Origin of the sequence: Streptomyces sp. NPDC052109, from assembly GCF_040680195.1 — a bacterium.
Taxonomy (GTDB): domain Bacteria; phylum Actinomycetota; class Actinomycetes; order Streptomycetales; family Streptomycetaceae; genus Streptomyces.
Genome location: NZ_JBFAWF010000015.1, coordinates 1 through 14,645, shown reverse-complemented (window position 1 = coordinate 14,645; position 14,645 = coordinate 1). Strand labels below are relative to the sequence as shown.

3 protein-coding genes are annotated in these 14,645 nt (G+C 74.5%); 2 read left to right on the top strand and 1 reads right to left on the bottom strand.

The genetic code is table 11. The annotated features are described in order from the left end of the window. Entirely contained in the window at window positions 1-12,729 is a 12,729-nt protein-coding gene (locus AB0L59_RS26990; RefSeq protein ID WP_365588435.1) for an amino acid adenylation domain-containing protein, read from the top strand. After that, window positions 12,726-13,685, top strand: coding sequence for a TauD/TfdA family dioxygenase (locus AB0L59_RS26985; RefSeq protein WP_365588432.1), 960 nt, complete (start codon window positions 12,726-12,728; stop codon window positions 13,683-13,685). Before AB0L59_RS26990 ends, AB0L59_RS26985 begins: the two co-directional genes overlap by 4 nt. On the opposite strand, the gene AB0L59_RS26980 is transcribed toward AB0L59_RS26985, so the two are convergent. Further along, a complete protein-coding gene (locus AB0L59_RS26980; RefSeq protein ID WP_365588430.1) occupies window positions 13,672-14,454 on the bottom strand; it encodes a kinase in 783 nt (260 codons plus the stop codon). The genes AB0L59_RS26985 and AB0L59_RS26980 overlap by 14 nt on opposite strands. Window positions 14,455-14,645 lie beyond the last annotated feature (191 nt).

Sequence of the window (14,645 nt, the reverse complement as noted above, 5' to 3'; positions counted from 1 at the left end):
GTGCGGGAAGACGAACGGACCGAACGGCTGCTGCGGATCCTCGCGGGCGTGCTGCCCGGCGAGGACCTCACCCTGGACTTTCCCCTGCGGGAGCAGGGGCTCGAGTCACTGGCCCTGACCCGGGTCTGGTTCCAGCTCCGCAAGGAGTTCGGCGTCGACATCCCGCTCTCCTGGCTGCGCCGGTGCCCGACGCCGGCCGCACTCCTGGCCCGCGTCACGGAACACGGTGCCGGTGACCAGGCTCCGGGGCACACGCTCGCCGCGCCGGGCCCCGACGATCCGCAGGATCGGCACGCGCCGTTCCCCCTGACGGACCTCCAGCAGGCCTACCTGGTGGCCAAGGGCGACCTGGCCGCCGACCCCGTCGGCTGCCATGTGTACCGGGAGTTCGAGGTCGAGGACCTCGATGTCGCGGCGCTGGAGACGGCCTGGCGAAAGGTGGTGGCCCACCACGACATGCTCCGGGCCGCCGTCACCGCGGACGGCCGGCAGCGCATCGTGACCGAAGCCGAGCCACCGGCTGTCGTCGTCGGCCCCCGAGGCGAGGCCGGTGCCGTGCGGGAGCGGCTCTCGCACCACCGTTACGAGCCCGGCGCCTGGCCCCTGTACACCGTCGAGGTGTCCCACGCCCCGGGCGGACGGTCCGTGGTCCACCTCAGCATCGACGCGCTGATCGTCGACGGCCACGGACTCGGCGTCCTCCTCGAGGACTGGTGGCGGTGCTACCACGACCCCGGACACGAACTCGTCCTGCCCCCGGTCACCGTCCGCGAGTGCGTGCGACAGCTCGACGCCGAGCAGCGCACCCCCGCCCACCGGGCCCGGCTCGACTACTGGGCCGACCGCCTGACCGGGCTGGCGCCCGGCCCGGCACTGTGCCGTCCCGCCGGAGACCACCCGCGGCGGGTCCCGCTGACCGGCTGTGTGGACCGCAGGCAGTGGGAGACGATCGGCCGGCTCGCCGCCTCCTGGGAGGTGTCGCCGACCGCACTGGTACTCACCCTGTTCGCCGAGAACTTCGGCCGGCAGCGAGACGCGCGGCCGCTGTCGCTGGTGCTCACCACCAGCTCGCGTTCCCGGCTGCCCGCACAGGCCGACGATGTGGTCGGCCCGTTCACCTCCAGTCTGGTGCTGCCCCTGCCGAACACCCTCGACCGCCCGCTCCGCGCCGCCGCCACCGAGGTGCACCAGCGGCTCTGGGAGGGCCTCGACCACTCCGCCGTGTCAGGCGTGTCGGCGCTGCGGGCCCTGCGCGCCAAGGAACGTTCGGCGGCGGCCGTGGAGCTGCCGGTGGTGTTCACCAGCCTCCTCGGCAGCGGCCGCCCCGGCGACGACGGTTTCGCGGGGGCCGTCACATACGCCGTCAGCCAGACCACGGGCGTCGCCCTGGACCACCAGATGTGGGAGCGCGACGGCGCGCTCCACCTGCGGTGGGATGTGGCCGCCGAACGGTTCGCGCCCGGCGAGGCCGAGGTACTCTTCGCGGGCTTCCTCAACGCGCTGCACGCCCTCGGCGACGAGCCCGTCGCGCGCCGCCGGCTCAACGACCTGCAGCAGGCCTACTTCGTACCGCGCGCGGCGGGAGAACCCGGGCCCTGGGACGGCTGCCAGGTCCACCACTCCTTCGAGGTCGACGACCTGGACGTGCCGCGCCTGACGCGTGCCTGGCTGCGGCTGGTACGGGCCTACGACGTGCTGCGCACGGTGGTCACCCACGACGGTGCCCTGGCCGTCGGCGACCACGTCCCCTCCGCCTGGGCCGTCCCCGTCATCGACCTGTCGACCTGCCCGGAACCCGAGGCGTTCCTGAGCGACCTGAGCGCGCGCATGGCCGGCCGTGCCCACCCGCTGGGCCGGGGCCCGCACTCCGAGCTGTGTGTCACGGTCGGCCACGGCCCCGCCACCGTTCACCTCACCACCGACCTGACGATCCTCGACGGGCGCAGCATCCACTTCCTCGTCCGAGAGCTGTTCCGGTTGTACGCCGACCCCGACGCCGTCGTCCGGCCCTCCGAGGGCCCCGACGCGTACGTCGCCGAACAGGACCGGCGGCGCCGGCTGCCCGGGCACGCCGAACACACGGCGCACTGGCGGCAGCGCATCGCGGCCCTGCACCCGGGGCCCCCGGTGCTCCCGGCCGGCGACCAGCGGGCCAGGCAGCGGTTCGCCGGAGAGCTCACCGGCTGGAACACCGTCAAGAAGCGGGCCGAGCAGGCGGGTCTGAGCCCCGACGACCTGCTCGCAGCGGCCTACACGCAGGCGCTGGCGGAGCACTGTCCGGTGCCCTTCAGCCTGCCCGTGGTGCGCTGGACCGAGGAGTCCGCGCCCTACCGCCCCGGCGAGTACACCGCGCTGAGCTGGGTGACCCGTACGGACGCGGGCCTCGGGCTGTGGGAACAGGCGGCCGTGTTCCGCGGGATCCTGGACGAGGACCGCACCGCGGACGGGGCGAGCGGGCTCGCGGAGCTGCGCCGCAGGGTGATGAGGGAACGCCGCGAGCGCGCCTTCGACCTGCCCGTCGTCTACACGGGGCGGCTCGACGTGTCCGGCCAGCAGCTGCCCGCCGGTGTCCGCCTGGGCCCCTGGCTGACCTGCACACCGGACGTCGCGCTGGACTGCATCGCGCTGGACGAGGGCGACCTGCTGCGCTTCTACTGGGACGCCACGCCCGCGCAGTTCCCGCCCGGCCGGCTCGACGCGATGTTCACGCGGTACCGGGCGCTCCTGGAGTCCCTCACCGCGGGACCGGAGCAGTGGAACGCCACGGAGACCGGCTTTCCCGCCGACCGCCAGGTGCAGCGGCTGTTCGAGGAGCAGGCCGAGCTGCGCCCGGACGCCGTCGCCGTGCGGTGGTCGCACGGCGGCACCCTGACCTTCGACGGGCTGAACCGGTGGGCCAACCGCATCGCCTGGGCCCTGCGCGAGCTCGGCGTGGGCCCGGGTACGCCGGTGGGCATCAGTGTGCGCCGTGGCCCGGCGATGGTCGCTGCCGTGTACGGCGTGCTCAAGGCAGGCGGCTGCTACGTGCCCCTGGAACCGTCGCTGCCCGCGGCCCGGGCGGAGGCCATCCTGAGCGACGCGGAGATCGCCCTGATCGTCAGCGACGCCGGGGACGGGCCCGACGCCCGTCGGCCGGTCCCGGCCGGGGTGACGGTGGTACCCGTCGACGCCCAGGGGCGGCCTGAGCACGACCCGGCGCCCCTGGGCTCGGTGGACGACACCGCCTACGTCATCTTCACCTCGGGCAGCACCGGCAAGCCCAAGGGGGTCGCCGTCTCCCACCGCCCGCTGCTCAACCTGCTGAACTGGTGCGTGCGAACCCACGGGTTCGGCCCGGGGGACGTCGGCCTGTGCGTGACCTCCCTCGGCTTCGACCTGTCGGTGTTCGACGTACTCGGCCTCCTCGGTCATGGCGCCTCGCTGTACGTGGCCGACGAGACGGAGCAGCGCGATCCGCACCTGCTGCTCGAAGTGCTGCTGAACGAGCCGATCACGTTCTGGAACTCCGCGCCGACCACGCTCAACCAGCTCGCCCCGCTCTTCCCCGGCCGCCTCGGTCAGGCCGGCACCGACACCCTGCGCCTGGTGTATCTGAGTGGGGACTTCACACCGCTGCCGCTGCCGGACGAGATCCGGCGGCTGTTCCCGCAGGCCCGCGTCGTGAGCCTGGGAGGGGCCACCGAGGCCACCGTGTGGTCCAACTGGTTCGAGATCGGCCGTGTCGACCCGGCCTGGCGCAGCATCCCCTACGGCAGGCCCATCGACAACGCCCGCTACTACATCCTCGACCAGGATCTGCACCCCTGCGACACAGGCGTCGAAGGCGACCTCTACATCGGAGGGGAGTGTCTCAGCCAGGGCTACTACCGACAGCCCGCGCTGACGGCGGAGCGCTTCGTGCGTGATCCCTTCGTGGACCGTCCCGGCGCCCGGATGTACCGGACGGGGGACCGGGCGAGCTTCTTCCCCGACGGGGTCATCTGTTTCCACGGCCGCGCCGACAGCCAGGTGAAGATCCGTGGCTTCCGGGTCGAACTCGGCGAGATCGAGCATCATGTGCGCACCGCCCCGGGCGTGAAGGACGTGGTCGCCCTGGCGCAGTCGGACCCCAGCGGCGACCGCAAGGTCGTGGCCTACGTGGTGCCCGACGGCTCCGAACCACCCCAAGTGGCCGAGCTACGGCGGCACGCCGCAGCCCGCCTGCCGGAGTACATGGTGCCGAACGTCGTCGCGTTCGTGGACACCTTCCCGGCCACCTCCAACGGCAAGCTGGACCGCGGGGCGCTGCCCTGGCCGGTGGAACCGGGGAGCCGGCACCTGCTGGGCAGCGGTCCGGCCGGCCCCGGGCAGCCGTCGCCCGCCACGACCGGCTCCGACGGCGGGGACCCTGTCGCCGCACCGGCTCACCCGGCGGATCCCGCGTGCACACCGGGCGACGCGGCGGTGGCCGTGGCGTCCGACCCCGATGCGGCGGGCCTCACGGTGGAGATCGCGGAGATCTTCGCCGAGCTCCTGGGCGTCGCCTCGGTCGAGCCCACGGCCGACATCTGGGACCTCGGCACGACGTCCTTCACGATGGTGCAGGTCTCCGGCGTCCTCCGGGAACGCCACGGCTGGCGGGTGCCCGTCTCCGCGCTGCTGACCGACCCGACCATCGCCGGCATCGCCCGGTCGGTGGCGGCGGCGACGGACCGGCCGGGCGCGCCCGAACCCGAACCGAGCCGGGCCGCCGTGACCGGGGGCACCGAGCCGGAGCGGCCCGGACCGGCGGACACCACGGCCGGTCTGCGCACGACAGCCGATGTCACCGGGGCCCCCGCCGCCGAGCCGGCGGCCGGGACCGCTCCCGCCGGGCCCCCGGCGGACGGCGGACCGGGGCCGCTGGACTTCTTCTCGGCCGAGGAGCGCGCGGAGTTCAAGAAGTCCCGCTGGGACCTGCGGCGTCCTGCCGACGGCGCCCCGGTCGTCCTGCTCGACGAGGAGGGCGTGGCCGACGAGCACTTCCGCTGGCGGGCCACTCGACGGGAGTTCGGCCCCGGACCCGTCCCGGCTGCCGCGTTCGGGAGCCTGCTCGGCCTGTTGCGGGAGACCGAGGTCGACGGCCGCGTCCGGCGCCTCTACCCCTCGGCCGGGGACACCTACTCGGTCCAGGCCTACCTGCACGTGCGTCCCGGCGGCGTCGAAGGCGTGCCCGAGGGGCTCTACTACTACCACCCGGTCGAGCACGCTCTGCACCTGGTCACCGCCCACCCGGAACTCGCCCGGTCCCGGCACTTCCCGTACAACCGCCCGGTCTTCGACGGCGCCGCCTTCGAGCTGTACCTGTTCGGCGCCGTCGACGCGATCGAACCGCTGTACGGCGGGGACAGCGAGTCCTTCCAACTCCTGGAGGCCGGCTACATCGGGCAGTTGCTGCTGCTCGCCCAGCCGTCGACGGGCGTGGGCCTGTGCCCGATCGGCACCCTCACGCTGGACGGCGTCCGCGTCCAGCTGGGGCTCGCGGAACGGCACCGCTACCTGCACGCGTTCCTCGGCGGCACGCTCGCCGGGACACCGGCCGCCGTCAGCGCACGCGGCGAGCGTCCGCTGTTCGCGGCGCCGCCCGCGGCGGCACCGGCCGTACCCGGGCGGATCGGCCCGGCGGCCGGCGGCGCGGAGATCGCCATCGTGGGGGCCGCGGGCCGCTTCCCCGGCGCCGACGACCTCGACACGTTCTGGCAGAACCTCAGTCGTGGCGCCCGGTCGCTGATCGACGTGCCGGAGCAGCGCCGAGCGCACTTCCCGGCGCACGCCCCGGCCGGCGGTTACCTCTGCGACGTCGACTCCTTCGACAGCCTGCTCTTCCGTATCGCCCCCGCCGAGGCCGCCGGACTCGACCCGCAGTTGCGGCTCCTGCTGCACACCGTCTGGGACTGCATGGACAGCGCCGGCCACACACCGCGGTCGCTCAGCGCGGCCGGGCGGGTCGGCGTGTTCTGCGGTGCGATGTGGTGGGACCACCAGCACGTGGGCGTCGACCGGGCCCGCGACGGCCATGCCGCGACCATCTCCGCCACCGCATCCGAGGCCGCCAACCGCATCTCGCACTTCTTCGGCTTCGACGGCCCCAGCCTGGCCGTCGACACGTCCTGCTCCTCCTCACTGACCGCGTTGCACCTGGCGGTCGAGAGCCTGCGCCGAGGTGAGTGCGACTCCGCCCTGGTCGTGGCGGCCAACCTGCTGACGCACCCCTACCACACCCGGTTGCTGGCCGATCTGGGGCTGCTCGCCGAGCGCGTGCCCGACGGCGCCTTCGATGCCCGGACAGCGGGCTGGTCACCCGGGGAGGGCGTCGCGGGCGTCCTGCTGCGTCCGCTGTCCCAGGCCGTCCGTGACGGTGACACCGCTCACGCGGTCATCGAGGCCACCGGCATCGGCCACGCGGGCGGAGCCGGCCGGTTCGGCACCCCGCAGGCGGACCGGCTGGCCGACTCGATCGACCGGACCCTGGCCACCGCCGGCCTGACGCCGGGCGACGTCGACTACGTCGAGTGCGCCGCGGCGGGCGCGCTGCTCGCCGACGCGTCCGAACTCGAAGCGCTCGGCACCGTGTTCGAGGGGGAGACGGTCCTGGTGGGGACGGTCAAGCCGAACATCGGGCACCTGGAGGCGGCTGCCGGACTGTCCCAACTGGTCAAGGTCCTCATGCAGTTCCGGCACGGCCGGATCGCGCCGACCCTGCTGGCCGACCCCGCGCACCGGGACGTCGCATGGCCGCGGAGCCTGCGGCCGGCCGAGCACCTGGTGTTCTGGCCCGGCGACGGACCCGGCCGCGCCCTGGTCAACGCCGTCGGGGCCACGGGAACGTACGGCCATGCGGTGCTGCGCGCCTGGCAGCCGGCCGAGACCGGCGGCAGTGCGGAGCCGGCCGAGCGGGACGGCCGGACCGGCCGTCCCGGACGGTACGCATTCCCCCTGACCGCACAGACCGACGAGCGGCTGGCCGAACTGGCCGGCCTGCTCAGCCGGCGGCTGGGCACCCGCCCCGTCCCCGCGCTGGGCGACATCGCCTTCACCCTCCAGTCCGGCCGTACGCACCTCGGGTGCCGTGCGGTACTGGAGGCGTCGTCCCCGGACGAACTGCGGTCGGCACTCGACGCCCTCGCCGAGGGCGGCGCGCCGCCCGCCCTCGAGGACGCCGCCCTGACGGCCTGGCGGTCCGGAGCCGACATCGACTGGTCCGGCTACCGCCCGGCAGGGGCGCGGCGCCTCTCCCTGCCCAGCCTCCCCTTCGCCGCCGAGCCACTGCGGCTGGAGCCGACCGCGGCCGCGGGGAGCGCGGCGCCGCCTCCTCCCGTCCGCGCGGACGGGTCCGGTGCGGCCCACGCCGAGACAGAGGCGTACCTCATGGCGCTGTACGCGGAGGTGTCGGGCATCCCCGTCGAACGGCTCGACGCGCACGCCCCGCTGGAGCAGTACGGCGTCTCCTCCTACCAGGTCGCACAGCTGGCGGCGCGCCTGACCGCGGATCTGGGCGAGCGGATCCCCGGCACCCTGTTCTTCGCGCACCGAACCCTCGCGGCGGTGGCGGGCGCACTCGCCCGGACGGCCGGGTCGCGCCCGCCCACGGCACCGTCGGCCGCACCCGTTCCGGCCGGGCAGCGGGCCGAGGCGGGCCGGGGACGCGAGGGCGAGCGCATCGCCGTCGTCGGCATGGCGGGCCGCTATCCGCGCTCGGAGGGACTCGACGCCTTCTGGCAGCACCTCGTCGACGGCGACGACCTGATCTCCGAACTGCCCGGGCAGCGCCGCCTCCCCGGCCTGGAGCAGGGCGCGATGACCGGCGGGTTCCTGGACGACGTCGCGGGTTTCGACCCGTTGTTCTTCGGCATCACCCCCCGTGACGCCGCCGTACTCGACCCGCAGGAGCGGCTCTTCCTGCAGACGGCGTGGCACGCGCTGGAGGACGCGGGCTACAGCCGGTCCAGGTTGCGGGAGCGGCACGGCGGCCGGGTCGGCGTGTTCGTCGGATCGATGTACAACGAATACCCGTTCTTCGGGCTCGGCGGGCCCCGGCCGACCGGCTCGGCCATCGCCGGGATCGCCAACCGCGTCTCGTACTTCCTCGACCTCAACGGGCCGAGCCTCACCGTGGACACGATGTGCTCCTCCTCGCTGACGGCCGTCCATCTGGCGGTCGCCGCCCTGCGCCGCGGGGAGTGCGAGGCGGCGCTGGTGGGCGGAGTCAACCTCTCGCTCCATCCGAACAAGTTCGCCACGCTGCGGGCTCTGCACATGGCGTCGTCGGACCACCGGTGCCGCAGCTTCGGGGCCGACGGCGACGGGTTCGTGCCCGGCGAGGGCGTCGGGGCCGTACTGCTCAAGCCGCTTGCCAGGGCCGTCGCCGACGGGGACCGCATCCACGCGGTGGTGCTCGGCACAGCCGTCAACCACGACGGGAAGACCAACGGCTACACCGTGCCCAACCCCGTCGCGCAGGCGGAGACGATCCGGCAGGCTCTGGCGGACGCCGGCGTGACCCCCGGGGACATCGGCTACCTGGAGGCACACGGCACCGGCACCGCGCTCGGCGACCCGATCGAGCTCGACGGACTGACCAGGGCCTTCTCCTCCGCGGAAGCCGACCCCGGACACTGGCCGATCGGTTCGGTCAAATCCGGCATCGGCCATCTGGAGGCCGCGGCGGGCATGGCCGGACTGACCAAGGTGGTGCTCCAGTTCCGGCACGACACGCTGGTTCCGTCGCTGCACGCCGAGCGGCTCAACCCGCACATCGACTGGGACCGCAGCCCCTTCCGGGTCCAGCGCGAGGCGACCCCGTGGCCGACGGACCTGCCGCGCCGGGCAGGCATCAGCTCCTTCGGCGCGGGCGGCACCAACGCGCACATCGTCGTGGAGGCGCCGCCGTCCCTTCCCGCCCGGCAGGCTCCCGGCGGACCACAGACGGTGGTGATCTCGGCGCGCACCGAGGAGCGCCTGCTCCGGCTCGTGGAGGCCTGGCTGCGCCTGCTGCGACAGCGGCCGGCACCGCTCGCCGACCTGGCGCACACGTCCCGGGTGGGCCGGGAGGCACTCCGTGAGCGGCTGGCCACGGTGGTGGCCGGCCCCGAGGAGCTGACCCGGAACCTGGAGGGCTTCCTGGCGGGCGATCTCTCCGCGGTGCACCGGGGGAGCGCGGAGCAGGCCCGTGGACCCGAGGTGGATCCGCTGCAGCCCCTGGACCGGATCGCCGCGCAGTGGGCGGCGGGCGGCCGCGTGGACTGGGCCCGCGTGCACCCGGAGCCGGGCCGCATCGCCGACCTGCCCGGCTATCCCTTCGCGGCACAGCGCTGCTGGGCGGACGACCCGGCCGGGAGCGCGGCCGGCGCGCTGCCGGTGGGGGTCGTGGCGGAGACCGACGGCCCCGACGCGGACGTCGTCCTGCTGGCCCGGGAGTGGCGGGACGAGCCGTTCGGCACAGCGGCCGCCGGGCAGGGGGCGAGCGGCACGGTGCTGTGCCTGGTGGCCGACGAACGCCCCGGGCTCGACGCGGCGTTCGCCCCGGCCCGTCTGGTGGTCCTGCGCCAGGGCGTCGACTTCACGGACGTGCCGACCGCCGTCACGGCCGTCCGGACCCTCCTGAAGGGCAGCACGGTGGACGGCGTGCTCGACCTGTGCGCCCTCGCCGAGGAGAGCGGCGACGAGTGCGACGCGGGGCCGTGGAACGCCCGGCTGGCGATCCTGCAGCAGGTGCTCGCGGCCCGTCCGGCAGCCGGGGTGCGGATCCTTCAGGTGACCAGCGGTCTGTTCGGCCTCCCCGGCGCCCACCCGCGGCCGGCCGGCGCCCGGCTGGCAGGATTCGTGCGCGTCCTCGGCGCCGAATATCCCTGGGCGCGCTCGACCGTCGTCGACACGGACGATCCAGGCGACCTCCCGCACCTGGTGGCGGCCTGGCACGACACCGCCCCGTACGGGGAGATGCGGATACGCGCCGGCGTGCGGCAGCGGCCCTGCCTGGTGCCGGCGCCCGCCGGACAGGCGCGCTGGCGCCCTGACCCGGAGCGGGTGTACCTGGTGACCGGCGGCACCCGCGGCCTGGGCGCGCTCGCCGCGCGGCACCTCGTCGACCGCGGTGCGCGCCGGATCGCCGTGCTCGGTCTGCGGTCCTTGCCGCCGCGTCACGAGTGGGCGAGCGAGGACCTGCCCGGCCCCGTGGCCGAGGCCGTGGCGGCCATCCAGGAACTGGAGCGGCGCGGGGCGCGCGTCATGCATCACTCCGGCCCCCTCGACGACCGGACGGCCCTGGCAGCCTTCCTGGCCGAGGTCAGGACCGCGCTCGGGCCCATCGGAGGCGTGGTGCACTGCGCGGGGCGGTCGTCGACAGGACCGGCCGCATTCGTGCACAAGGAGCTGGCCGACGTGCGTCGGGTGCTGGCACCCAAGGGGGACGGTCTGGACGCCCTGCTGGACCTGACGAGGCATGACCCGCTCGAGTTCACGCTGCTGTTCTCCTCCGTGAGCGCGGCCGCCCCGGTGCTGGCGGCGGGAGTGACGGACTACGCGGCCGCCAACGCCTACCTGGACCTGGTGGCCTGGCACCGGCCGGGTGTCCGTGCCGTGAACTGGCCTGTGTGGCGGGACAGCGGCGGCGCCACCGGCCAACCGGACGCCGCGGCCCGCATCGGCCTGCGGGCGCTGCCGGACGGCGCCGGTCTGGCCGTACTCGATCGCGTGCTCGGCGGGCCTGCGGCCTCGGTGCTGCTGCCCGTCCAGGGGGCGGACAGCGGCTTCGACGCCGAAGCGGCGCTGCGGATCCCGCAGCCGGCCGCGCAGGCTCGTCCGGCCGTCGGCCGCGCCCCGGCCGGCTCGGCCGTACGGCCCGGAGCCGCGGACGAGGCCTGCCCGAAAGACGCGACGCCGCCGGCCTGGCTGGTGACGGTGGTGGCCGAGGCCCTCGGGATCCCGGAGCCCGAGCTGGAGCACGACGTGACCTTCGGCGATCTCGGGGTCGAGTCGGTCCTGCTCGCGGAGCTGGTCACCCGGATCGAGGCGCGGACCGGCCGGCCCCTGGAACCCACGGTTCTGCTCGACCACCCGACGCTGCGGCGTCTGGGCGCCCACCTGTCCCGGTCAAGCGTGGCGCCGGCGGACGCTCCCGCCGCCCAGGCCGCTCCGGTCGGTTTGGTGGGCCCGGCCGCTTCCGCCTCCTCGGTCCCGGCCGCTGCGGCGGCTCCGGCCGCCCCCGACCGGCGGATCGCGGTGATCGGCATGGCCTGCCGCTTCCCCGGCGCGCCGGACCTCGTCGCCTTCTGGCAGCTGCTGCGGACCGGTGGATTCGCGGTCACCGAGGTGCCACCCGGCCGTTGGGACGTGGACCGGCTCTACCGGCCGGAGCACCAGGCCGGCCACAGCATCAGCAAGTGGGGCGGCTTCGTGGACGCGCTCGAGGACTTCGACCCGGAGTTCTTCGGCATGAGCGACCGCGAGGCACGCGACCTCGATCCGGCGATCCGGCTGACCCTGGAGGGCACCGCCTCGTGCCTGCGCGACGCCGGTTACTCCGACGGCGAGTTGCGCGGCGCGGACGTCGGCGTGTTCATGGGCGCCCGCATGTCCGGCTACCGGCGCCGGATCGGGTTGACGGCCGCCGCCGGTGGGCTGGGCGGCGACCAGAACTTCATCGCCGCGCGCGTCGCCCACCAGTACGACTTTCGCGGACCCGCCCTGGTCGTCGACAGCGCCTGCTCCTCCGCGCTCGTCAGCGTGCAGACCGCGGTGCGCAGCCTGCTGGCCGGCGAGTCCCGGCTGGCGCTGGCCGGCGGCGTGGAAGTGCTGCTGGACGAGGAGCCCTACCTGGAGTTCAGCGTGGCGCGCGCCCTGTCGCCGAAGGGCCGGTGCGCCAGCTTCGACAAGGACGCCGACGGTTTCGTGCCGGGCGAAGGGTGCGGTGTGCTGCTGCTCAAGCCACTCGGCCGGGCACTGGCCGACGGGGACCGGGTCCACGCCGTGCTGGAGGCCGTCGCGGTCGGCAACGACGGGCACACGATGGGACTGACCACCCCGAACCCCGTCGCCCAGGCGCGGGTCGTGCGGCGCGCACTGGCCGACGCAGGGGTGAGCGCGCAGGACGTCGGCCTGCTGGAAGCCCATGGCACCGGGACGATGATCGGGGACCCCATGGAACTGAGGGCCCTGACCGAGGTGTTCCGGGAGCACACGCACGGTACCGGGTTCTGCGCCCTCGGGAGCGTGAAGTCGAATCTGGGGCACCTGCTCAGCGCCGCCGGGATCGCGGGGCTGATCAAGGTGCTGCTCGCGGTGGAACACGCCGAGATACCGCCGACCCTGTTCTGCGACACGCCCAACCCGCGGTTCGACTTCGCCGGGTCGCCCTTCGTGCCCGCCACCAGCCTCAGGGCGTGGACCGGGGTGCGCCGTATCGCCGGCGTCAGCGCCTTCGGCCTGGGAGGCACCAACGCACACGCGGTCGTCTCACAGCCTCCGGCGAACCGACCGCGGCGCACAGCCCTGCCGGCTCCCGCGTTCCACCGCCGACGCCTGTGGTGGGACCGCCAGGACGCGGACCTCCCAGAGCCCGTCCGGACCGAGGCCGGCGGCCCGCAACCTCCCCGTCCGGCCCCGGACACCCCCGGCAGGGACCGCTCGGGCGACGAACGGCCCGCTGCCGAGCCCCTGATCGCCTCCACGTTGACGCTCACCTTCCGCGCCCGAGACAAGGCCGACGCATGACGACGATTCTCCCGTTCCCGCTCACGACCGAGGCCGGCAGGCCGCCCGTCGCCGAGATCACCGGTCCGCCCGACCGTCTCCTCGGACACCGCGAGGCGCTGGAGGCGGTCGTCGCCGGATACGGCGCGGTGCTGGTGCGCGGTCTCGACCTGTCCGACGAGGCCGCGGCCGCCGCCGCGGTACGGGCCGTCACCGGTGAACCGATGGACGAGCGCGAGCCGTTCGCCCCGCGCGCCGTCCTCGGCCCGCACCTGTACTCGTCGACCGAGTGGCCGCCGGACCAGCCGATGTGCATGCACCACGAACTGAGCTACTCCCTGCGGGTCCCCTCCCGTCAGGTGTTCGTCTGTCTGACCGCACCGGCCACGGGCGGGGCGGTGGCGCTGGCGGACGGGGCCGCGGTGCTGCGCGACCTTCCCGCCGGCCTGGCCGACCGCGCCCAGCGGCACGGCTGGGAACTGCTGCGCACGCTGGGCGGCCCGGTCGGCGTGGACTGGCAGAGCGCCTTCGCCACGACCGACCGGGCCGAGGTGGAGCGGTACTGCGCACAGGAGGGCATCACCTGCACCTGGCGTCCCGACGGTACGCTGCACACCCGGCGGGTCCGGCCGGCCGTGCGACGGCACCCCGCCACCGGCGAGCTGATCTGGTTCAACCAGCTCGCTTTCCTCAACGAGTGGACCATGGACCCGGCCGTGCGCGAGTACCTGATCTTCGAATGCGGCCCGGACGGCCTGCCGTTCACGACGCGCTTCGGCGACGGCACGCCCCTGGACCGTGCCGCCGTCGACTCGATCAACGCCGTCTACGACGCGCACACGATCCGCGAGCCCTGGCGGGACGGCGATCTGCTGGTGGTGGACAACCTGCGCATGGCCCACAGCCGGGAGCCCTACCAGGGCGAACGACGCGTGGTCGTCGCCCTGGCGGACCCGGTGGACCTCAGTCGAAGCTGAGCGAGCGGAACAGCGAGACGTCCTCGCTCAGGAGCGAGCAGGCCCGTACGGTGGCCGCGACCTTCTCGACATAGCCGGGGTCGGCGGTGTCCAGCAGTACCCCCAGCATCGTGCCGCTGTGCGCCGCCACGACCCCGAGGGCACCTACCTCCCGGCTGATGCGCAGGACGTCCGGCAGGGTGCGCTTGGGCCACAGCGCCTGGTTCATCTCCGCGCTGCGGGTGGCGACCGAGCCGGCCTCCGTCAGGTCACCGCGCCGTACGGCGCCGGACAGGCGCTCCAGCAGCCGCGCGTACTCGCGCCGGTCCGCCGCGGTGAACGGCTTGGCGATCCGGTTGAAGGCGACGGTGTCGACCGTACCGCCCTCGTCCAGGCCGACCACCGTCATGGTGGGCAGCGATCCCAGGTGACTGCGCAACCGCACGCGACGGTGGTCGAACGCGACGATCCCCGGATACAGCACCCCGTCGGTCGGCTCCACCCGGCGCAGCAGCTCTTCCAATCGCGCATCGGGCAGTGAGGTGCCGAGGGCGTTGGCGACGGCGCGGGCGGTGGCCACCAGATCGGCCGAGGAACTGGCCATGCCCTTGCCCTCGGGCAGCGTGCTGTCGAGAGTGAGCACTCCGCCGACGGGCGCGCCGGCCCCCTCGAGGACCATCTCCGCCATCCGCCGGGCCTTGTCCTTGTGGCCCGGACGGACCGACACGCCGGCGGCGCCGGGTACGGCCCGGAAGGTGGCCATCGTCCAGCGGGCGACCGGCAGCGTCACCAGGAAATCGGCGTCGGGTTCGGGCAGTACGCCCTGGAGGAGCTCGCCGAAGGTGCCGAAACACGTGCTGACCCCCGTGGCGGGCCGGGGGGGGGGCGGGGGGCCCCCCCGGGCCGGGGGGGGGGGGGGGGCCCCCCCCCGCCCCCCGGGGGGCCGCCCGCGGGCAGCCACACGGCCCCCACCCCCCCCCC

Excerpts from the sequence above, each read along its gene's own strand:
- AB0L59_RS26985 (WP_365588432.1), top strand. The coding sequence starts at position 12,726 with ATGACGACGATTCTCCCGTTCCCGCTCACGACCGAGGCCGGCAGGCCG.